This is a genomic window from Vallitalea pronyensis, from assembly GCF_018141445.1.
GTDB lineage: Bacteria > Bacillota > Clostridia > Lachnospirales > Vallitaleaceae > Vallitalea > Vallitalea pronyensis.
Window position 1 is genome coordinate 1,127,909 of record NZ_CP058649.1, and the last position, 24,646, is coordinate 1,152,554.

The 24,646-nt window shown below is 37.3% G+C and carries 14 protein-coding genes and 1 riboswitch; of the genes, 12 read left to right on the plus strand and 2 right to left on the minus strand.

Annotated elements, in window-relative coordinates; genetic code table 11:
• The first annotated feature begins 4 nt into the window (after window positions 1-4).
• The 4 genes from HZI73_RS04695 to HZI73_RS04710 all read left to right on the plus strand — a co-directional run bounded on the left by HZI73_RS04695 (window position 5) and on the right by HZI73_RS04710 (window position 6,560).
• On the plus strand, window positions 5-1,099 hold the full coding sequence (locus tag HZI73_RS04695; protein ID WP_212697104.1) for a hypothetical protein: 1,095 nt from the start codon (window positions 5-7) through the stop codon (window positions 1,097-1,099).
• A 42-nt stretch (window positions 1,100-1,141) separates the two neighbouring features.
• Entirely contained in the window at window positions 1,142-3,415 is a 2,274-nt protein-coding gene (locus HZI73_RS04700; RefSeq protein ID WP_212697105.1) for an ABC transporter ATP-binding protein/permease, read from the plus strand.
• Window positions 3,416-3,633: 218 nt separating this feature from the next.
• On the plus strand, window positions 3,634-4,731 hold the full coding sequence (locus HZI73_RS04705; protein ID WP_212697106.1) for a hypothetical protein: 1,098 nt from the start codon (window positions 3,634-3,636) through the stop codon (window positions 4,729-4,731).
• A 170-nt stretch (window positions 4,732-4,901) separates the two neighbouring features.
• Window positions 4,902-6,560, plus strand: a complete 1,659-nt coding sequence (locus HZI73_RS04710) for a vanadium-dependent haloperoxidase (protein WP_246552360.1) — start codon at window positions 4,902-4,904, stop codon at window positions 6,558-6,560.
• 256 nt (window positions 6,561-6,816) lie between these two features.
• Here the strand turns inward: HZI73_RS04710 and hcp are convergent, their stop codons facing one another.
• The gene (gene hcp, locus HZI73_RS04715; protein ID WP_212697107.1) at window positions 6,817-8,466 is read right to left on the minus strand and encodes a hydroxylamine reductase; all 1,650 of its coding nucleotides are present in this window, start codon (window positions 8,464-8,466) and stop codon (window positions 6,817-6,819) included.
• A 444-nt stretch (window positions 8,467-8,910) separates the two neighbouring features.
• On the opposite strand from hcp, the gene HZI73_RS04720 reads away from it, so the two are divergent.
• From HZI73_RS04720 to HZI73_RS04755, 8 genes are all read left to right on the plus strand, one after another.
• Window positions 8,911-10,704, plus strand: coding sequence for an L-fucose isomerase (locus HZI73_RS04720; RefSeq protein ID WP_212697108.1), 1,794 nt, complete (start codon window positions 8,911-8,913; stop codon window positions 10,702-10,704).
• Between the two features lie 87 nt (window positions 10,705-10,791).
• Window positions 10,792-10,854: riboswitch (Fluoride riboswitch) on the plus strand.
• Window positions 10,855-11,090: 236 nt separating this feature from the next.
• Entirely contained in the window at window positions 11,091-12,281 is a 1,191-nt protein-coding gene (locus tag HZI73_RS04725; protein ID WP_212697109.1) for a cation:proton antiporter domain-containing protein, read from the plus strand.
• 495 nt (window positions 12,282-12,776) lie between these two features.
• Window positions 12,777-13,262, plus strand: a complete 486-nt coding sequence (gene msrA / locus HZI73_RS04730) for a peptide-methionine (S)-S-oxide reductase MsrA (protein WP_212697110.1) — start codon at window positions 12,777-12,779, stop codon at window positions 13,260-13,262.
• A gap of 390 nt (window positions 13,263-13,652) precedes the next feature.
• Window positions 13,653-17,348, plus strand: coding sequence for a glycoside hydrolase family 31 protein (locus HZI73_RS04735; RefSeq protein ID WP_212697111.1), 3,696 nt, complete (start codon window positions 13,653-13,655; stop codon window positions 17,346-17,348).
• Between the two features lie 818 nt (window positions 17,349-18,166).
• Complete coding sequence (locus tag HZI73_RS04740) at window positions 18,167-19,183, plus strand: LacI family DNA-binding transcriptional regulator (protein WP_212697112.1); 1,017 nt, start codon at window positions 18,167-18,169, stop codon at window positions 19,181-19,183.
• Between the two features lie 53 nt (window positions 19,184-19,236).
• Window positions 19,237-20,094 carry a class D beta-lactamase gene (blaOXA, locus tag HZI73_RS04745; RefSeq protein ID WP_212697113.1) on the plus strand — a complete coding sequence of 286 codons (858 nt, stop codon included), beginning with the start codon at window positions 19,237-19,239 and terminating at the stop codon, window positions 20,092-20,094.
• Window positions 20,095-20,242: 148 nt separating this feature from the next.
• A complete protein-coding gene (locus tag HZI73_RS04750) occupies window positions 20,243-20,713 on the plus strand; it encodes an NUDIX domain-containing protein (RefSeq protein WP_212697114.1) in 471 nt (156 codons plus the stop codon).
• Window positions 20,714-20,937: 224 nt separating this feature from the next.
• Window positions 20,938-22,662, plus strand: coding sequence for an ATP-dependent metallopeptidase FtsH/Yme1/Tma family protein (locus tag HZI73_RS04755; RefSeq protein WP_212697115.1), 1,725 nt, complete (start codon window positions 20,938-20,940; stop codon window positions 22,660-22,662).
• 176 nt (window positions 22,663-22,838) lie between these two features.
• Here the strand turns inward: HZI73_RS04755 and HZI73_RS04760 are convergent, their stop codons facing one another.
• Window positions 22,839-24,641 carry a cache domain-containing sensor histidine kinase gene (locus HZI73_RS04760; protein ID WP_212697116.1) on the minus strand — a complete coding sequence of 601 codons (1,803 nt, stop codon included), beginning with the start codon at window positions 24,639-24,641 and terminating at the stop codon, window positions 22,839-22,841.
• Between the last annotated feature and the right edge of the window lie 5 nt (window positions 24,642-24,646).

Consider the following 24,646-nt stretch of genomic DNA (forward strand, 5'->3'; position numbering starts at 1 on the left):
ATAGATGAAAAGATTATGGGTATTTATCATGATTGGTATATTGCTGCTCTCAGGCTGTAGCAGAAAAATATCCAATGAAGCTTATGTTGTTCAATATGATGACATTGTATACGATTTGCAAGTGTATGTTAATGATCATATCTTTTATGATAACCAAGCCTTTTTTAACTATCACCAGTTTATTGGTGAGTTCTCCATAAGACCCTATAAGGCCAGTATGGAAGGGCTTATTGAGCAAATAGACGAAGCCTTGTATCAATTGAGTGTCATAGGCCCAGATATAGAAGATACGACGATTCAACAATATCAGTCCAAAATAGAATACGCTCTTGAAGACATAAGAGCCTTAGTAGCCGATTACATTGAGCTTAAAACAATGACCACTTTACTACCCAATCAAATTACCTTGTATAACGCTACATTTAAATTCATGGGTGATTTAAAGGACCCCTTAATCCAATTAAAGACATATATGGATAAACTGGATAACTATGTGGATAAGGACCGAGACCCAGAAAATGAAAACCATCAAGTCTTAAAAGAATTGAAAATTAAGAATGGCTTTCGAGTGTATTATGCTTTTGGTTATCTTTCGGCAATTATGGCTTCTTATGAGGAATACACTGGCATACGCAATGACCCGAAACGCCCAGAAATCTTAATATCCGGTCATGACAGTTATCAGGTGTATGAATTGGCTGTACCCATTATGGAAAAAGTCGTTGATTTTGGAGATGTGTTTATGGATGTTAAGACTATTAATATGGAGAATGCCAGTGATGACATACAGGCATATTATGAAGCCTTAACACTCTTCAAAGAGCGTACAGATAGTTATTATGATGTAAGACAAAAAATGCCCCAGAACTTCTTTACTGCTGATAAATACAGAGCCTATATGGTTGTCAAACATACTCGCAGAACTTGGAATAACAACTACTATTTATATGGATTTGATGAAAGCAGTGAAGCATATGATTTTGAAAGTTTGCGGTTGGGTTTTGACGGCATAAAAGAGATTATCGATAATCACGTATTACAGAACATGATGTTTCGTAAAGGTGATGGGCGAATGGGTATGACTGTCCACGGGGAGTAATCACGATAGACTAAGATAGATAACGAGAGAAGGGATATACATATGCTAAAGTTAGAAAACATTACAAAGCGGTATGAACTAAAGAAAAAAACAGTTTATGCAGTGAACAATGTGAACATGACGTTTCACAAAGGAGAATTTGTGTCTATCCTAGGATTAAGTGGGTCAGGCAAAACGACTTTAGTGAGTCAGTTAGGTGGTTTGGACCAGCCATCTGAGGGACGCATAATTGTGAATGGCGTGGACACCTCGTCCTTTAAACAGCAGGATTGGAATAACTATCGAAAAAATAACATTGGATTTGTTTTTCAAGACTTTCATTTAATAGCCCATTTGACAGCTAAAGAAAATATAGAAATTGCCTTATCCTTAAGTGGTTTAACCCCTAAGGAAAAGAGTGACCGGGCTGAGGAATTATTAGCATTAATGGGCATTACTGAACAACGTGATCAGTTACCCAAGCAGTTAAGTGGGGGACAAAAGCAAAGAGTAGCTATTGCCAGGGCATTATCCAATAAACCAGACATTATCTTGGCTGATGAACCAACGGGTGCATTAGACCCAGATACATCTGTTCAGATTATGGAGATTTTACAAGCATTAGCTGAAAATGGGCATTTAGTTATTATGGTAACCCATAACAAGTACCTTGCACGGGATTATTCTACTCGTATTGTGGCGTTAGAAAGTGGAAAGATCATCAGCAACGAAGAAGTCAGACCAAGTAAGCAATACAAGGACGATCAGTTATCCACGGACAAGAGCTCTCTTCAATTTTTTACAGCCGTTAAAATTGCCATGAATAATTTAAAAATAAGAAAAAAGAGTACTATATTTTCCATGGTGAGCCTAATACCCAGCATGGTGCTTATCTTTGGTATCATGAATTTGATTTTTAATATGAGTGGCTATAAGGCGGATTTTAAACCGTTATTAGGCGATGTACTTGGAAAAGATAATTTATTATATGTCACACCCTTTGAAGATGAACAACTGGAATCGACCCAAAAAACCATCTACAAAGAGGTTAACCGTTTAAATGTCTATAACCCTAGAATTGAGCCCTTTAAAAATACAATTATAGAACCTTATACCGATGATGCCATATCCGACATGGAGGACATCGAAGGTGTGGATAAAGTTCTGCGTAATACGTATTTCGATGTGATAATCGATGAAAAACCATTTTTATTGATGGCATTACCACCAAAAGCATATGCATCTTACCAATATGGCGTCCCTAAAAAACATTATCCAGAGGATCACGAAGAAGGTATCATCATGTCTTCGGAAGCAGCCAAAGTACTCCTGCAAGATAATCATGCATCTGTAAAACATTTGGTAGGTACAGATATAACATTTAATATTTATAATTATAAAAGTGCAGCCATTAAATTACCGTCAATCATGGAAGAAAAAAATGTTATTCACACAAAAGTCATAGACATCATGGATATATCCACAAAAACAAAACTCATGAGCAATTATCATGCAGGTTATATCTACGTGAGTTATGGTTATGCTGAATCACTACGAGAGCGATTTGATTTGGATGATTTTACGCTTTTTTCATATTCTGTACCTGATCCATTTAAATCTGTTGTGGGCGTTGAAGTAGAAGGTGGATTTTTGATTACTGGACCACAATTAGTTGCAGATCCTCTTAGGCATCTTAGGATTAAAACCTCCCTCCAAGAGAAGTATAACTTGTTTCAGTTTAGAGAATTTGACCTTAATATGCGGGGTAACAACTATTCGGTAAAACATACGGTTATTCTCAATGATGCATTTAATAAAGACAGCCTGGCCAAGCTAAAAGAATATGGTCATGTAACCAAGTCAAGATTTGACGCCTATTCCGTAGAATCTGCAAAAAAAACAAATGAATATATAAATTACAGTTTACTTAGTGCTACGCTAATAGCAGTCGTCGTCATTCTTATTCCAACGTTATTGGTATGTGTCATCCTATACGTCAGTATTATTCTTAGGACAAAAGAAATCGGTATTTTGAAATCAATAGGTGCTAGAAACAAAGACATTCTCAATATATTCACCATGGAGTCAGGTATTTTAGCCCTATCAAGTGGTATCATTTCCTTAGTTGTCGCTTTACCACTTATTCAATATGTAAGAAATATCTTAGAATCAGAATATGACTTGCAGGCCAGTTTAGGTTCGAATCCCATGGATTATAATATGCTGGGTATCATAACCGCCTTTATATTATCCGTAGGCATTATAACCATGATTGGCTTATTACCAGGCAGGAAGGCCAGTAAGTTACAACCCAATACATTACTGAAACATGAATAAATATTAATGGACTACAAGACATCATAATGGTGTATAATGAATAAGACGCATACGTTGACTTAGGAAAGCTATATAGCATCATGCTATCATATGATAGGTATATTTGGATGAAGCAGTTCTCAAGTAGACGGTTAGATCTCTGGGAATGATGGTCAATGTGCTGATGGATGAAGAAGATGGTAATCCAGCAGCATGTTGTTCTGAAGGGGCGATAAAATATGAAACGAGCGTTATTTTGGATGGGTGTTATACTCTTATTTGCACTTATCATCGTTAACAGAAATGATGAAAACAACATACATCGAAATAGAGAAACCTTTGTTATGCGCTATGATAATATTACCTATGATCTAGAACTTTATTTGCATGATATGTTTCGGGAAAACATCTTTTTTTATGATCGGATACAGTTCCATAATTTTGACACAGAGACATTTCGGTCAAGCATTCATGGATTAGTGGACAAATTAGATGCATATGCAGAAGTTATGGATCAGTCATGCCAAAAAATAAACGATGCCTATGTGAAGAATTACGGGGAAAAAATCAAGGAGAGCACTCTAAACATCAGTGGGCATTTAACCCAATACCTTAAGCAGAAGACGGTTAATAGTATTGCACCCAACATAACCACCTTATATAAGGATACCTACATACTCATGGATGCAATCCATGAAGATTTATTGGTTATGTATGATAACGAGGAAAAATTAGATAGGTATATCCGTGATTTCAGACATTATGAGTTAAGGCCAACACTGTATCATACCATGAAAGAATTGGGTGATAAAAACACATTAAGAATATTGTATACCTATCTCTATACGGCTTGTTATATAGGTAGCCATGATGATTATACGGGACTTCACACTAATCCCAAAGTACCATGGTTCTTAGATTTGAATGATGGTTCCCATATTTTATATGAATTAAATATAGGATTATTACAGCGTTTAGAAGGGTTCTATGAAGCCTATATTGATATGCATCATTTGATGCGATCTTATGATGAACAAGTGGCGCTGTATGCCAAGCTGATTACAAAAGTGATGGATGGCATAGAGAACTTTATAGAAGCAAGGGCACTTTTTCCTGATGATTACTTTCGAGCATATGACTTTTTGGAAGACCAAAGCATAAAATATGAAAAATTGAACATTATCTTTTATGATTTTGATTATGATAGCCATGGGTTTTCCTCATTAAAAAATGCCTATTTTCAGGTTAAATTTATTACCGACCGATCACCGCTTAATCTTCTTATGTTTGAAGAAGAGGAATTACCAAGTAATTATGAAGTATTACCATTTGACTAGAGGGGAATTATTGTACCCTGTTAGATAGCCCAGAAATGTGTTATCTAACAGGGTATTTTTATGCCCTCTGCACAGCTTGTCTAAAAAAGTTTCGCTAAAAGTGTCACTTTTTTAGTAGAGCTACATATATAGATAGTGAAATCATATTTTTAAGAAAGGAATGAGAATAGATGAGTAAAAAGGATCCAAATATAATGGACGAGTTATTTGACTTAGATGAAGAAATAACCGACATGAATCAAGAGAAGAAGATCGCTTCTAAAAATAAGAAAAAAGATAAAGAATATGTCGACACCACATCCGATCCATGTTGCCAAATTGGACCATTAACACCCATACAACGCCGGAATAAGGCTTTTCAAATACGTAAGAATGCAGCCCAATTTGAAAGGGACCTTCCCTTACCAAGTCATCCTTGTAATGGGGATGAAAATCGATTCCCTAATAAAATCGGTAATTTTACCAAGGCATTACCCCATAATGAGCTGGGAGAAGTGGACATCCATGCTTATAACGCCTTTATTCAAGCATTGACAACTGGAAATCCAGACATGTTTGAAAACATACCTTTAGGAGGCGTTGTCAAGCTTGCCAATCCTCAAGCGGCTTATGCGTATGATATGATGGGACCAGATTCACATCATACCTTTATCGCCATACCCCCAGCATTTAGCAGTGCTTGGCGTGCTGGCGAAATGGCTGAAGATTATTGGGCAGCCTTAACAAGGGATGTACCTTTTAACGATTACAATACCAACTGCCTTACAATGGCTGCTGCTGAAGACCTTTCCAACTTTTCTGATTTTAGAGGACCGAAACAAGATGGCGTTGTGACAACCGAGACATTATTTAGGGGAGATACTCCTGGTGACTTAGTAGGTCCCTACGTTTCACAGTTCTTTTTCAAAGATATTCCTTTTGGAAATAGAATCGTGAAACAGCGCTATAACAGCCCTGTTGCAGGTAAAGATTTTATGGTGACCTATGATGAGTGGTTAAATATACAAAATGGTGGTCTACCAAATGAAGCAATAATATTTGACAAGCCTCGACGGTATATTCGAAATGGTCGGGATCTGGGACAATGGGTACACGTGGACTTTACGTATCAAGGTGTCCTAAGTGCTTGTTTGATTTTACTAGGCTTTGGAGAAAATGCTTTAGACCCAGGAAACCCTTATCTTAATTCTAAGACCCAGAACGGTTTTATTACCTTTGGTGCCGCTCAATTTTTAGACTTTGTTGCAAAAGCTGTAAGGGTAGCTTTAGAAGCTGCTTGGTTCCAGAAATTCTTAGTGCAACGTGTACTTAGACCTGAAGCATTTGGCGGCTGTGTTCAGAACAATTTAACTGGTGCAACAGACTACCCTATTAATGAGGAATTATTTGACTCCACATCACTTCCGATTGTATTCGAAAAATATGGAACTTATTTATTACCTATGGCTTATCCAGAAGGCTCACCTACGCATCCTGCTTATCCAGCTGGTCATGCAACTGCTGTTGGGGCTGGTGTTACCATGTTGAAAGCATTTTTCAATGAAGCATTTATCATCCCTAATCCTGTTGTAGCCAGCAGTAATGGTCTTAGGTTATTGCCTTATGAAGGAGAAGACTTGACCGTAGGAGGCGAATTGAATAAATTTGCATCCAACATATCCATTGGAAGAGACCTGGCCGGTGTTCATTGGCGATCCGATTCCATTGATGGTCTAAATCTAGGTGAAACGGTAGCCATTCGTATTCTTCAAGACTATAAAAATACCTATAATGAAGATTTTGAAGGGTTTACTCTTACTAAATTTAATGGTACAACAATTATTATCTAACATGGATCAATAACTTATGTAATGGCATAATACCCTTAATATTGGCATTTATATTGGATTGGCGGAATCGATAAATAGATTAGATTATTTTATGATATAGGGTATTTCACTTCCAATACATGAGGACAAGCGATTCATGATTTGAATCATAATGAATAAGTGAACCACCCATGTTGATATAATATAGGTGATTCACTCTATTTTTGGGGGCTTCTATGACGCTACTTCATGAAAACCATCTAGGATGTGAAATCCATTATCCAAGGATTGTTTGCAAATCATCTTCAGGTGTTGAAATGGATTGAAGATTAAATTTATCCACCAATACTTGAAGCACATTTGGTGTCACAAAAGCTGGGAGTGTAGGACCAAGATAAATATCTTTTAGCCCTAGATATAACATGGTCAGTAAGACCGCCACTGCCTTTTGCTCATACCATGAAACAATATAAGATAAGGGAAGTTCGTTCACATCGCATTCAAAGGCCTCTGCTAAAGCAAGGGCTATTTTTATGGCTGAATAGGCATCGTTACATTGACCCACATCCAGAATACGAGGAAAGGGTCCAATGGAACCAAGGTCCATTTTATTAAAACGATATTTACCACAGGCTAAAGTTAGAATAATTGTATCCTCAGGAGTCTGCTCTGCAAATTCCGTGAAGTAGTTCCGTCCGGGTCTTGCACCGTCACAACCACCAATGAGGAAGAAGTGTCTTATTTGACCACCTTTTACAGCGTCCACAATGGTTCCAGCATGATTAAGTACAGCATGGTGTGCAAAGCCCATGGGTATTCTGTGTTCAGGCTCATCTTTTACAAAACCTTCTAATTCAAGCGCTTTTTCAATAACGGGTGTAAAATCTTTATGGCCATTAACCGTTGGTATATGTGTCACGTCAGGCCAGCCTACAATACTGGATGTAAATAAACGATCTTTATAACTGCCTCTTGGCTTCATCAAACAGTTACTGGTCATTAAGATAGCACCAGGTAAGTTGTCAAACTCTTTTTGTTGGTCCTGCCAAGCGCCTCCAAAATTACCAATAAGATGTTTATATTTCTTAAGACCAGGATAAGCGTTACATGGCAGCATCTCACCATGGGTATAGATATTGATGCCTTTACCTTCTGTTTGTTCCAATAAAGCACCCAAGTCATTCAGATCATGACCAGAAACCACGATAAAGGGGCCTTTTTTATGGGTGATCAGCATTTCTGTTGGTTCAGGATTGCCAAAAGCCCCTGTGTTCGCTGCATCTAGTAGCTCCATGCACTTAAAGTTCGTTTTGCCAAGTTCCATATTCAAATCAAAATAGTCTTCTACGGTCATCTTGGGGTCAAGGGTAGCAGCCAATGCTTTAAACATAAAATTAGCCACTTCTTGATCATACTGATTAAGCACATAGGCGTGGTGAAAATACGCGCCCATACCTTTTATACCATAGATTAAGAACTCTCTCAGGGAGCGGACATCCATATCCAGCTCATCATCATCCATGACACCTAGATTCTTCATATGTGGGATATTCAGAATTTCTCCTTTTGTTTCCGGTGCGATATAGTCTGCACCTTCTGGTAAATCGTCTATGGGTCCAACTTGTTCCATGAGTTCCTTCTTATAAGCGTTGGTCTTTCTAATGTATCCAACAAATCGTTCAGGCGAAAAGTTCACATTGGTTAATGTAGCAAATACGCACTCTGTAAGAAATTCACCAAGTTCACGGGGCATTTCCTGTCCCTTGTTAATCAGCTTCGTGGCATAGAAGCTTAAACCTTTTACTAAAAAGATAAGGACATCTTGCATTTTAGCCACATTTGGGTCTTTACTGCATACTCCAACCCGTGTACAACCTTTGCTACCAGCAGTTTGTTCACATTGATAGCAAAACATTTCATTATCCATAGCATTGCCTCCTATCGTATTCTTTCTATAACTCTATATAGATTGTACAATTATGGAAAATAATATACCTCATGGACATCATTCTTCATATAAAAAGTGAAATAAAAACTTGATTAAAAGGTGGATTGCTTATATAATAATAGTAAACGTTTACTATTATTATTCTCTTGTGAGTGAGTTCACTGAATACAGCATATGCATTAGAAGCATTTTCATATGCTGTGAGGAAACTTTCCCAGCGGACAAATCTGCTTTGCATAGTGAGGTATAGCCTCTTTTATTCTAGTATCCGCTTACATAGATTTTATATGTATATACTATAAGGATTATTAGGCTTATGGGTTATGATGTTAATGTCATACCAATTTATTATAGCATTTATAGTAAACGTTTACTATATTGTTATATCCTAAATCAAAACCAATATTAGAGGAGGTATGAACCATGGAGTTCAAAAACAGATTAGAGGGAAGGATGCCTAAAATAGGTATTCGACCAACGATTGATGGAAGAAGAAATGGTGTACGTGAATCTTTGGAAGACCAGACAATGGGCATGGCCATAAGGGTAAAAGACTTTTTAGAGGCAAACCTTAGACATTCAAATGGTTTACCCGTTAAGTGTGTCATTGCGGACACAACAATTGGTAGGGTATCAGAAGCTGCAAGATGTGCAGATAAATTTGCAGCGGAAGGCGTAGGCGTGTCCATTACGGTTACCCCTTGCTGGTGCTATGGCATGGAAACAATGGATATGGATGGGAGTATACCTAAGGCTATATGGGGATTCAATGGAACGGAGAGACCAGGGGCTGTATACCTTGCAGCAGCTTTAGCAGGTTATGAACAATTAGGCATCCCTGCATTCGGCATCTATGGTAAGGATGTTCAAGATGCGGATGATCCAACTATCCCAGAAGATGTTCAAGGGAAGTTGTTACAGTTTACAAAATCCGCTCTAGCCGTTGCTACCATGAAGGGTAAATCTTATTTATCACTTGGTAATGTATCCATGGGTATTGCTGGGTCAGCAGTGGATGCCTCATTTTTTCAAGAATACCTTGGTATGCGTAATGAATACGTGGATATGAGTGAGTTTTCAAGAAGACTGCACCAGGGAATCTATGATGCTGTTGAGTATGAGAAGGCATTGGCATGGGTAAAAGCAAACTGTTCAGAAGGTGAAGACATTAATCCTAGGGATGCTGCCCATAGTCGGGTGCAAAAAGATAAAGAATGGGAAATTGTTGTAAAGATGACCCTTATAGCTCGTGATATGATGGTTGGTAATCCACGTCTGGCCGAGTTTGGCTACATAGAAGAAGCAGAAGGGCATAATGCCATTGCAGCTGGATTCCAAGGCCAGAGACAATGGACAGATTTCATGCCTAATGGGGATTTTATGGAAACCATCTTGAATTCATCATTTGATTGGAATGGTCTAAGAGAAGCCTATGTCTTTGCAACAGAAAATGACTGTTTGAATGCTGTACCCATGTTATTTGGGCATTTACTGACAGGTACTGCTCAGATATTCTCTGATGTACGCACCTATTGGAGCCCAGAATCTGTTAAGCGTGTCACAGGCAAAGCTCTCACCGGTAAAGGGGTTAATGGTATTATCCACTTGATTAACTCAGGCTCTACAACCTTGGACGCGACAGGTCAGCAGTCAAGAGATGGTAAGCCTGCCATGAAACCCTATTGGGAAATTGATGAAGAAGAAGTGAAGAAGTGCTTAGATGCGACCACTTGGGGACCAGCTGAGCTTGGGTATTTCCGCGGCGGCGGTTTCTCATCAACCTTTCGGACAGTAGGTGAAATGCCTGTAACCATGTCAAGAATATGCATGGTAAGAGGTCTTGGACCCATTCTTCAGATTGCAGAAGGCTATACCATTGACCTTGACCAAGAAATACATGATGTGCTGAATGCAAGAACAAACCCGACATGGCCAACCACTTGGTTTGCGCCTAACCTAACGGGTGAAGGGGCGTTTAAGGATGTCTATTCTGTCATGAACCATTGGGGAGCTAACCATGGTGCAATCAGCTATGGTCACATTGGGGGAGACCTGCTGACATTAGCATCCATGCTGCGGATTCCTGTAGCCATGCACAATGTACCAGAGGATAGAATTTTCCGACCTAAGGCTTGGGGTGCATTTGGTCTGACGGATTTACAAGGTGCTGATTATCGGGCATGCCGTAACTTTGGCCCCCTATATGGAAATACATGATTCAGCTAGGCTTTATAAAGTATGATGGTTAGTTGATGATTACTTATTGCATTTTACGAAGAATTATATTATACTAACACTAACATCTTAATAAATGGTGATGGAGTTCGCCTTGAAATGCTAATAAACGCTGATGACTCCTACTGATACCTTAGTATCGGTAGGAGTTTTTTAATTTAGGCAAGTTCTCGAATGAACAAATAAGATAGAGTTGCTCTCATTTGTGCTAAGGAAAACTTTCCTAACGGAATAACTTGCTTCGCAAGACGTGACGTAGTTAATTGTCTCATATAGGATAGACCTTGAATTGAGCATGTGACCCATATAACCATGCATCAATACATAATGAGCAGCCAATAATACTAACATCAGAAAGGAAAAATAATATGGCAACAAGTTTAGCAATGATTGTACTACTGGGTTTAATCATGAATAAAATCTTTCAGAAAATGAAATTACCAGGTTTACTAGGCATGTTACTCCTGGGTGTAGCTATTGGACCATATGGACTTAATTATCTGGACCCCAGTATACTCCATATATCAAAAGATCTACGCCTTATTGCCTTAATCGTCATCTTATTACGAGCAGGTTTAGGACTTAAAAAAGAAGCCTTAAAAAAAGTGGGTAAGACAGCCATCAAATTTAGCTTTATTCCAGGGTTGATAGAAGGCTTTACCATAGCTTTTGTATCCATCCGATTATTAGGTTTCACCTTCATTGAAGGTGGTATGTTAGGTTTTATTATTGCAGCTGTATCACCAGCCGTTATTGTGCCTTTTATGCTGGAAATGAAAGAAAAAGGATTGGGTGTAGCAAAAGGTATTCCCACCATTATCTTAGCTGGTGCTTCCATTGATGATGTATTTGCCATTACGTTGTTTACATCTTTTCTGGGCTTATATACGGGAAGTACCATTAATATCGGTGTTAAGATTTTGAACATCCCACTATCCATTATATTGGGTATACTAATTGGTTTTATATTAGGGCTTATCTTAGTGAGGCTTTTTCAAAAGTACCATATGCGGGATACAAAAAAAGTGCTTATTATTTTAGGTATTGCACTTTTATTGACATCTGTAAAAGATGTATTACAAGGTCATTTAGTATTTGCAGAGTTAATAGCGGTGATGGTCATTGGTTTTATGATTCTTGAAAAACATAATAAACTGGCTATACGCTTATCAGCAAAATTTAATAAGATATGGGTTTTTGCGGAAATACTATTATTTGTTTTAGTAGGTGCCGAGGTGAATGTGTCGGTTGCTTTTGAAGCGGGGTTAAAAGGTATGCTGATTATTGCTATTGGTCTTATTGGACGAAGTATTGGCGTTCTTGTATCGTTGATGGGTTCTGATCTTAATCGGAAGGAAAGGTTATTCTGTGTATTTGCTTATATTCCAAAAGCTACTGTTCAGGCGGCAATAGCGTCGGTGCCATTGGATGCTCATGTGGCTTCGGGTGAGGTGATATTAGCTATTGCTGTTTTGTCTATTCTTATAACGGCACCTATTGGTTCAACGCTGATAAGTTTGTCGGCTGATAAATTATTGGTTCAAGAGTGTGAATCATGATGGGTAGATTGGGGTATGGTATTATATGGGAAAGAACTTAGAATGATGTGATGTGTGCAAGACGACCGTAGGTAGATGGGTATCATCAATCCGTTCAGGTTAAATAATGCCTGATATTCTAAGCTTACTCCAAGCTGAATACCTAAAACTTAAAACTCACTAAAGCTCAAACACTTAAGTTTTTATACGGCATTCAGCTTTCCGTTCACTAAGAATTTCTAGGCATTATTTAAACATCACGGATTGATGATACCCATCTACCTACTGGGCAATTGAAGGGGGCTATATGGAGATTTAGGAATTTATATTAGATATAGGTTTTAATGGGATTACGTTTATGAAAAGGTAAAGTATATAATGAAGTATAATTGCGTTTTTTATGCAAATTTTATATAATGAACCCATAACTTATAATAGGATTAGGCAGCATAGCTTATGGTATAAAGGCATAAACAAATAGCATGTAAAACAGCTATATGAAATGGAGGATTAATCATGAAAACAATCGTACTAGCAGGAGGATGTTTTTGGGGTGTTGAAGCTTATTTTAAAGGGATTGATGGGGTAATAGATACGAAAGTTGGTTATGCTAATGGTCATACGGATAGTCCATCTTATGAACAAGTTAAGACATCAACGACGGGTCATTATGAAGCGGTGCATGTGGATTATGATGAGGGGATCATTTCTTTAAAAGAAATATTGGATGCTTATTGGTTAGTGGTAGAGCCTACAGTTAAAGATAGGCAGGGGCCAGATGTTGGTTCTCAGTATAGTACGGGTATTTTTTATATGGATGAAGAGGATATGAGGGATATCATTGCATCACGTGATGAAGAACAGAAGAAGTATGCACAACCCATTGTGACGGTGATTGAACCTTTACAATGTTTTTATGATGCAGAAGCGTATCATCAAGATTATCTGGATAAGAATCCTACTGGGTATTGCCATATTCCATTGGATAAGTTCAGAAAGTAATGTATAAGGTAATATAAGTTACACGATATAATGGTTATTTAATAAACCCTATATCATGATTATATACTCGTCTTGCGTTGGTTGCTTTATCTGATTAAGGCACTAAGGGATAAGGACGTTTGTTATCATGGTGTAGGGTTATTATTTTGTGGGTATGTTTGTATGACAATAGTTTTTTGAGTGGTTATAATGTGTTTGTGCACGAAAAATAAAGGTATAACGATGACCCTATATATAGAATATAAAAATCATAAGTCCAAAGTATTGACTATTCATCAAGAATCCTATATGATAGATATAGAGAGTGGTTAAACGTTTAACAAAATTGTTAAAATACTTTTTATGACTAATAAAAGAATGGAGAGATGGTAGATGATATCGGGTAAACTTATGGGTAGAATACCGTACATAATTGGGGAAAAAGAAAAGAGTAGAATAAACAATGCTGAGCTAACGGTGAGAGAAGAAGCGTTTTTATGCTACTATTTTATCAATAATAATGCATCTAAAAATGCCCTATATTTTATCAATAGGGTGTCAAATGAGATAATGAAAGGTGAGTCCGCATATGATGACATCACCTTATGGTTATGGGTTCTTGGTGAATACACCAATACAACCCATGATAAAGCTGTTGTTAATAGGTTAATGGATACCATTCAGTTTAGTATAAAGCACATCATCAATGAGTGGAAACAACCTCGGGCTCACTGGTTGGGTTTGCTAGAAGATGGGATTTATCTGAGTAATGTGGCCATGACCCATGGCGCCATACAGTCTATTAATAATACCATTAGAGATGGTCAAGCTCAGAAACTTCTTCTGGAGATACAGGCATTATTATTTGATAAATTCCTGGATATAGGCAAAGTGGTTAGTCGATTAGGGGATAAGGAGGTACTTGGGGATATTGGTATCATTGCAGTACCCTTTGCATTAATGGACGCAGGTAATCAGATTCTAGTGGAATCCATTCATGTGGTAGAAAATGAGCTAATGGATAAAGGTGTTCGTTTATCCACCAAGGATATGTATTATGGAGGGTGTGTTCGAAGTGATTTAACGTGTCTCTTATCTTGGTATTATTCAGAAAGAGGCGATATGGCAAAAGCCAAAAACATGCTGCAATATGTGGATAATCTATGGGAAAGGGATGGAAAGCTGTACGCCGTTGATTCTACCACATCAAGAGAAGAAGTGTTTTATGAGTATTATAAGGAAAAAGAGCCTAATACACCAGAGAGCATCTTAAGTTATGTTTTATACGCCATTGCCAGCAGTAATATTGCCAAGAAGGAAAAAGGTGAACAGGGTACCACTGAAGAAGTCAAAATCATTCATAGTGAAGAGGGAACAGGGAATAAATACTTGAAGGAAATAACCGAAAGATTTCCAAACCATCCGGTAAAAGATGATCAAGTAATCCTTAAGATGGTTACCCAGCCTTTTAATAAGCAGCATAAAGCCTATATACAAGCTTCTGTTAATGGCAATGTGATGGATAACATAGCAATGAATAGGCAAACCAGTCATGAAGGTGAGACGTATTGGGAAGGGTCTATTGGTCATGTTGAATCTAATGATGATATAAGTTATCGTTTTCTTGTTGAGACAGAAAATGCTCAAGTTGTTTCGAAAGACTATGCTTTCATTATAAGAGAATGGAAACCAATAGGCAGAATAACAGATGTTTCAGCCTATGAACATGGTGTGAAACTTTATTTTACACCTATTGGAAAAAGCACTCAAGTGCCTTGCCTAAAGATAGAAAAACATACAAACAACACCATCAAGTGGTCATTTTCTGTAGAAGATCATCAGACAATCATGGGTGAAAATCATGAGGCTAGGTGGCAGATACAGCTTGACCATGGTCATCTTCATGTGGATATAGAGAAGCTATTCATTCACATAACAGATGATATAAAGGAAGTTATTTTACAAGCCTATGCTGAACATGGCGAAAAATTCTTAGAATTCTTATCCGATGACAGCGGTAAGGTATATAAAGTTAGGTATAAATTCGTAGCGAAAGAAGATGAGAAATACTATGGCATGGGTGAGCGTTACAGCCATATAGAATATTCAGGTCAGAACGTGGATAATTACGTCTATAATGAATACATGGATCAAGGCATGCGAACGTATATCCCCGTACCCTTAGCCATTAGCTCCAAGGGGTATGGTCTATACCTGGATACAACCATGTACTCTGTCTTTCGATTTGGTACCAAGCTATCTAATCTATTTGAGGTGGAAGTGGATATCCATGATACCAAACAGTCCTTAGATACCTTTGTATTTTTGGGCAGCCCAAAAGAAGTTATTCAGAGCTTTACAGCCATAACAGGAAGACCCAAACTACCACCTAAATGGGCTTTTGGCCTATGGATGTCCAGCCATAACTGGGATAGTCAAGCAGAGACGCTTAAGCAGATAGGATTAACGAAAAAGTATGCAATACCAGCAACAGCACTTGTTCTGGAGCAGTGGAGTGATGAAGCCACATTTTACATTTTTAACGATGCCCAATACGAGGTAAAAGACGGTCACGATTATCTATGCTACGATGACTTTGAATACCCTGAATGGGGTAGGTGGCCGAATCCCAAAAAGATGGTAGAGGAAATTCATGAAGAAGGTATTAAGCTATTATTATGGCAAGCTCCCGTTCAGAAATTTATGGATGGTATTGCTCATGCTCAGAGGGATGAAGATGAAAGGGTTATGCTGGAAAAAGGTTACTGTATCCAATATAAAGATGGCACCCCTTATCGGGTACCTTCTTACGAATGGTTTAAGAGAAGCTTAATCCCCGATTTCTCCAATCCAGAAGCAAGAGAATGGTGGCTGAATAAGCGGTTATACTTAGTGAAAGAAATCGGTATTGACGGGTTCAAAAGTGATGGTGGCGAATGTATATATGGTAAGGATTTATTATTCCATGACGGTCGTACAGGGGAAGAAATGAGAAATCAATTTCCTAACGATTATATTAAGAGCTTCCATGACTTTGCCAATAAATATGCCAGTGATGGTGGATTAACCTTTAGTCGCGCAGGCTACACAGGTGCACAGAATACCCCATTGCACTGGGCTGGTGATGAAAAATCAACGTTTACAGCCTATCGCTCATCACTGAATGCAGGACTAAGTTGCAGCATGTCCGGTATACCGTTCTGGGGATGGGACCTTGGAGGATTTCACGGTGCCATACCGACAGCCGAACTTTTCATCCGTTCAACCCAAATGGCAGCATTATGCCCCATCATGCAATATCACGCCGAGACAAAAGGAGAGCTTAATCGGGATAGAACACCTTGGAATATTGCCGAAAGAACTGGAAAGCCATATGTGATTGATATTTTCAAACGTTATGTTGATCTTAGGATGAATCTTATGCCGTACATTTATCAAGAAGCCATCTATAGTAGTGACACAGGTGTTCCCATGATGCGCGCCATGTTTGTGGAATACCCTCATGATGCAAGTTGCAGCAGGCTAAAAGGACAATACTTCTTTGGCAGCAATCTATTAGTTGCCCCTGTATTAGAAGAGGATGTGTATACTAAGGATGTTTATCTGCCAGAAGGTATGTGGATGGATTTATTTAGCAACAAAGAATATGCGGGTAACCGTCATCTAACTGTAAAGGCTGATATTGCCGATATACCCGTATTTGTTAGAGAAGACAGTATAACACCGTTGAATCTAACGGAGGAATATGCGTTATGTGATTATGTAGGGAATCGATTAGATGGTTATCAGGAACTTAGTTTTTTAATTTATGTGAACAACGAGGCTTCCACAAGCTTTGTGGATGATTTAGGTAATCATATGGATATATCTGTTAAGGTTGAAGGTAGTGATTGTGATATTCATGTTGAAGGACATATGGAGCAGTCTATTACTTTTATGTTTAGAAATCCTGATGATATAAAGGAAGTTATGGTAGATGATACGGGTATTGCAAGAGCGGAAGGACTTCTTGATTTTGGTGTTCAGCGGTATGTTGTGAAGGAAGACATGTTGATGATTAAGATGGGTCAGCAAAATACGCGTTGTAGGGTTACTTTTATTCGTTAGGTATGGGTGTATGTATTTGACTTGTTGTTAATTATGTTTTGGTTAGAGGGTGTGCAAGTGGGTTAGGTTGTTGTTGGTTGAGTGGGGAAATTGTGGCTAGGGGGAAGGTAATATAGTAGATTTAGCTTGCCTTACCTTGGGGGGCTAGTCGGTCTGCGCTAAATCTACTATATTACCTTTCTTAATGGCCTAGTCAAGTGAAAGAGTGTCTGCAAATATAAGGGGGGAGGGGGAATTTTATAATATGGGATAAGAAATTTATTGAATAGGGTGTATATATTATATGTGAATTTTGGTTAAAGGGTTGTGCAAATGGGTTAGGTTATTGTTGGTTGAGTGGGGAAATTATGGCTAGGGAGAAGGTAATATAGTAGATTTAGCTTGCCTTACCTTGGGGGGCTAGTCGGTCTGCGCTAAATCTACTATATTACCTTTCTCAACAGCTAGTTAAGTGAAAGTATCTGCAAATAATAAGGACCATGAAGACATTAATAATATTGATTACCAATGATATTTAATAGGTACTACCTTAGAGAAAAACTAAATAAAACGACACGTATGAGAGCAAAGGTGTATATACTAGGTTTAGCGCAGACCGACTCGCCCCCCAAGGTAAGGCAAGCTAAACCTAGTATATACACCTTGTACTAGCCTTAAACCCAACCACATTCATATAACAATAACAAAACACCAAACTAGCTACTTGATACACAATAAAAAATTTTATATAATATAGTAAACGATTACCAAGCTCCGTATCTCAATCATAATTTAAAAACGCCAACTGCTTATAAACCTATCAAAAAAGGATGAATAAAATGATTACAATAAAAGATGTTGCTCAAAAAGCGAAAGTATCCACCGCAACGGTATCCCGTGTCATTAATGGAAATTACCCTGTCAGTGACCAAGTAAGGGAGAATGTCATGGCTACCATTAAGGAACTGGGTTACCGTCCCAATGTTATAGCAAGAAGCCTTAAGTGTAACAAGACCTATATGGTAGGTATGGTTGTACCCGATATATCCAACAATTACTTCATGGATATTGCCAGAGGTGTTGAGAGTGTTCTTAGCCCTCTAGGTTATAGTCTCATATTTTGTAGTACCGATGAGAATACAGAAAAAGAACTCCGTCTGCTGAACGCCTTGAATGAGCGACGAGTAGATTTTGTGTTACTGGCTTCCAGTACGCAAGATAGCGGAAAATTAAAGCACTTTATAGACCAGGGTATGAACATCATTATGATTGATACGAAGCTAGATGAGCTTCAAACAGACTTGGTGGTAGAAGATAACCATAACGCAACCTATAAACTCATTTCCTATGTCATAGGACAAGGTCATCAGCGTATAGGTGTGGTAAATGGTCTTATGGGGGTAAGCACGGCCAGAGAACGCTATGAAGGATTCTGCCAAGCCCTTACGGCACATCACATACCCATTGAACCATCCTATAGGGTAGAGGGAGCTTTTGACCGAATGACAGCTTATGAGGAAGTAAAGCGTATGTTACAGCGGAACATGCATGACTTACCAACAGCACTCTTTGCCGCCAATAACGATATGGCAGAAGGAACCATGATGGCATTAAAAGAAATGGGGTTGCGTATACCAGAAGACATGTCACTTGTTACCTTTGGGGATATTAACATACCCGAGCTTATTGAGCCCCGTCTTACCATTATTGCTCAGAATGCTGGGTTAATTGGACAAAAGGCTGGTGAGCTCATGATAAAACGTGATAATAACACACAAGAAGATAGGGAATATGAGAAAATCATTATTCCAGCTGAAATTATCATTCGAGATTCGGTAAAACTGATGGACCATTAAGGAATGGATATTGGAAACTATTTCATAGTTTTAATAAAGGAAGGCAGTGCTTTATGGTGCTTAAGAGTAGTTGGAAAGTAAGACTTATTAAATATTCCTTTTTTGTACTATCCTTTTTTTTGATATGTATATTAACATATAGCATTAATGTAAATCATGGTGAGCTTAGTCAAAATCTAGAAGACATTGTACCATTAAAGTTACCAAACAATATAGATAAATATTTTATCGATAAATCAGGGTGTTTTATTATTTACGATTTTAATACGGATTTAACTTATACGTATAATGAAAATAATGCTAATAAGCGAATGTCACCTTGTTCTACTTTTAAGATATATGCCTCTTTATTTGCTTTAGATGCAGGTGTGATCGATACAGAAACTGTATATGAATGGGATGGAACCAAATATAAAATCAACGGTTGGAATGGCAATCAGACACTATCAAGTGCTGTAAAACACTCAGTGGTCTGGTTTTTTCAAAAATTAGCTATTAATATTGGTAAATCAAACATGCAAGCGCATATTGATAAAATAGATTATGGTAACAGAAACATATCTGGAGGAATATCGAATTTTTGGTTATTATCTTCATTAGAAATTACTCCTAATGAACAAATAGAATTATTGAAAAAACTCTATAATAATCAATTACCATTTAGCAAAGATACACAGGATAAAGTTAAAGATATCTTAATATTAGAAGAAAATGAAAACTTCTCACTTTCTGGCAAGACTGGGACAGGCGAAGATAAGTTAGGGTGGTTTATAGGGATGGTAAAAAATAAGCAAAATCAATATGCATTCGTTACTAATATAGAGGGTATTAGTGGTACAAATGGTCAAAGAGCAAAGGACATTACAATAAGTATACTAGAATATATGAACATTTTTACTAATAACAACTAGCCTATTATGATATACAAGAAAAAATGTGAAGATATAGAAGGGGTTATTTAAGATCTTTGGTTATTTAAGCATGTTATAATTGTGAAAAACTTTAATGAAAGAAATTATTTTACTTATGCAAAGCCAATTCTTAAATGGAGGGAAGAATATGAGCAATTATAGATTGAGTGCAAGAGCTATTGTTATCAGGAATGATAATGTATTACTGAATGAATTCAATAATGGAGAGTATTATAATCTTCCTGGGGGTGGTGTTGAAGTTGATGAAACTTTGAGAGATGCTGTAGCTAGGGAAGTACTTGAGGAAAGTGGGCTAAGTGTTTTTGTTAGGGAGATGCTGTACATATATGAATATAATCCAATAAGAGATGAATATAGATATGGACCACGAGGAGGATTAAGCCATGTATTTAGATGCGAAATTGATGAATCTAAAGAAGTGATGGTACATAGAGTACTTGATTCTGACCCTAAAAATAGCTCTATTAGTACGGGATGTAAGTGGGTTTCAATTGATGAATTGAAAACTATTAATCTTGTTCCTAAAATTAACAATATTATTATTCAAGACATAAGAAGAAAGGATTTTACAACAAAATTTCTAGAAGATATACATTAAATGGATTAATATGCCTTCCGAATCTAAATCAATAGTTATATATTATGAAATAAAACATTAAGGGACTAGCTTTTATACGGAGGGGGTTACACCTTATAATATTACGTTATAGAAGATGGTGTATTCTATATCCAACAATATACATTATTACTAGATACTTATAATAGATTTTTGCCCCTGTAAACGGTATAATATTAATTAGATTATGTAAACTAAGGGGTGATATGGTGAAAAATAAGAAATTATTAATCATCGTAATCAGTATTATCGTTGTCTCAGCAGGCATTGGAAGCTTTTTTCTCTTTAAAAACGATTCTAAAGAAATGACATATAATGCATTTATAAATCATGTAGAAAATAGTCAGGTTGAACAGGTGAGTATTGTGGACAACCATACTTTGCATGTACAGCTAAAAGATGATGAAGCAACTGTATACACAGTACCCAATCCTCAAACAGATAACTTCAAAGAATTCTTGTTAATCAATGATGTACAGGTTGGTGCTAGTGGTAGTTCAGCCACAGTAAAAACCCTTCAAACCATAGGTGTTGGCCTATTGATTATAGGCGTATTATGGTACGTAAGAAGAGGTTCTAGTGAGAATAAGCAAGTCATTGTAGATGCTAATAAACGACAAGTTGACGATGTTAGGATTGTGAAGTTTGGCAATGTGGCAGGAAATGACGAAGCAAAAGAAATGGTGAAGGATATTATTGACTTTATTCAAACGCCAGATAAATATTCAGCTATCGGTGCGAGAATGCCAAGAGGTGTTCTACTCTATGGACCACCGGGAACCGGTAAAACCCTTATGGCAAAAGCTGTGGCAGGAGAAGCAGGCGTACCTTTTTATGCTGTTAGTGGTTCGGATTTTATTCAGATGTATGTAGGGGTAGGTGCCAGTCGTATTCGAAAACTCTTCAAGAAAGCTAAGAAAAGTGAAAAAGCCGTTATTTTCATTGATGAAATTGATGCAATAGGTAAAAAACGAGCAGGAAAAGCGTCAGCAAGTAATGATGAGAGAGATCAGACGTTGAATGCATTACTCACAGAAATGTCAGGGTTTAATGACAATGATGGTATCGTGGTCATCGCAGCCACTAATCGAGTGGATACCTTAGATGCAGCATTACTTAGACCTGGACGTTTTGACCGTCAGATAGAAATAGGTTTACCAGATTTTACGGCGAGAAAAGCCATTTTGTCTTTGCATGCTAAGAACAAACCTTTATGTGACAGCGTCCAGCTGGACAATCTTGCAAAAGATACGGTATGTTTTAGTGGTGCTATGCTTGAGAATCTGATGAATGAAGCGGCTATCATAACAGCTAACAATAACGATGACGTTATATCCAAGGAGCATATCGATAAAGCATTTTACACGGTCATTGCTGGTGCAGAGAAAAAAGACCGTAGCCATATTACAGAACATGACCGTAAGATTACGGCGTTCCATGAAGCAGGACATGCACTGGTTACGAAGCTTTTATTACCTGAGCACACCATATCAAAAGTCACCATTATTCCTAGCACCAGAGGAGCAGGTGGATTTAGTATGAGCATACCCAAGGACAAAATGTACCAGAGTAAACGAGAAATAAAAAACAATATTCGGGTGCTTTTAAGTGGCAGAGCTGCTGAAGAAATTGCTTTTGGAAAAGATGAAATTACAACAGGTGCAAGTAATGACATCGAAAAAGCGTCCCAATTGGTGAAAGACTATATTATGAAATTTGGTATGGATGATGAACTGGGTATATTCAATGCAGAATCAGCGAACATGAACGATACAGATATTCTCAAACAATGCCGCCAAGAGATTCGACAAGCCTATGATGAGACAAGGACATTGCTCCAGAATAACTATCATTATTTAACAGGTATTGTAGACGATCTCATGGAAAAAGAAACCATTAAGCAAGAGGATATTGATATGATTTGTGCTTAATAGCAATGTTATAGTGATAGACCAGTAAGGAGATGCACGACCATGCATCTCTTTTATTATGCTTATAGGGCTTTTCATTTAACAAATGAGATAGGAGCATTCTCATTTGTGCTAAGGAAACTTTCATAAGGAACAAATCCACTTTGTGGAACAAGGCTTAGCCTCTTTTGTTCCGTCTACATCTGTTTAGGCAATAAAACAGTAACAGTAGTCCCTATATCCTTTGTACTGGTAATCCATACACCGTAAGCATCACCAAAAAAGGTTTTAATCCGTTTATTAATATTAGCTACACCTAAGCCCCCTGTATTCTCTACATACATATCATTGGACGCATAGTATGAGTCCATATAGTCGATTAATTTTTTTAATTCTTCTTCTTTCATACCAATGCCATTATCGGATATGGTGAATGTGACGATATCATTGTCTAATTTGCCTTTTATCTGTAAATGACCATGCCCTTTTTTAGGTTCTAAACCGTGGAAGATTGAATTTTCAACAATGGGTTGAAGAATCATCTTAATGATTTTACAGGGATATAGCTGGTCATCCATATTCATGGTATAGGTGAACTTTTCCATAAAGCGAATGGACATAATCTGTAAGTAATTGCTGATACATGCGATTTCCTCTTCAATGGTCACTAGCTCTTTTCCTTTTATGCTGTAACGAAAGATATCGGACATTGAACTGGAGATTTGAACAATTTCCTCAATATCATACACCAATCCGATGCTCTTAATGCAATCCAGTGTGTTATACAAAAAATGAGGATTAATTTGGCTTTGCAATGCTGACAGCTCAGCTTGTTTATATTGAATTTCTGAGAACTTCTTTTTAAGCTCCATTTCGTATAATTCTTGTTGGGTATTAAAGATTTTTGTTTGCATGGTGCGAATATTATCCATCATATGGTTGATGGCATCGGCGATGATTTTTATTTCATTGTTGGGCTTGACCACGATTTTCTTTTTCGTTTTACCTTTTCCAATCATTTTTATTGTGCGCAGTACTTCGTTAATGGGTTTCGTAAAATTACGAATGATGGTGATGCCGATAATCAGGAGAAGAAAGAATAAACCAATACCTAATGTCAGCTGTAAAATAGAGTCTTTTCTTAAACTCTGAAAAAGGGTATCCGAATAAATGAGACTAATGATTTTCCAACCTGTTTCTTCAATGGACTGGCTGTTTAGAATAATGTTCTTATCATGATAAACAGTACGGACAAGACGATCATCGTCAGCCAGTTGACTGGTGATATAAGGGATATCCATGTCTTCGTTATCATCTGTACCATTCGAGAAGACTAATTGATTGTTTTCATCCACGATTAATAATTGATAATCTGGTGCAAAAAGAATATCATTAAAATAATGTTTCCAGTGTGTGGCATTGATGACAATGATGGAGTCACCTATTTTTTTTCGGGTTTTGTTGGTATCAAAGATATAAACAGGTGCAACATAACAATAATAGATGTCATCACCAAAAGTCATGGGCGTTGAAAAAAATCTTTTTGCATGATGCTGATCATTGATGCGGTATTTTTTCACCAACTTTTGATAGATGACGATTTCAGGTACATATTCTTCATTATACACATAGCGATAAAACTTGCCATCTTCATCCACAAGCAATATGGAGGCAATATCTTTGTTGGCGTTTAACATAGGGTATAGAAATTTAGCAATGTAGTTATCAAGCTCTATTTTTTCACTGGGATTTTTTTCTTGAAGGAAATCTTGTATGTAGGTATTGGAGAGAATGGACACATTGGATTTTTTTATACGGGCCAAGACAGTATTCACATTATTGGACATTTGGGTCATCACATTATGTGTATAAGTCTCCACATTATGTTGAATGATTTTTTCACCACGAAAATAGCTGTATATTTGCATAACCAGCACCAAAATAATCGTCACAAGAAGAAATAAAATTAACTGATTCCTAACAGATAATTTTTTTAACATATGGT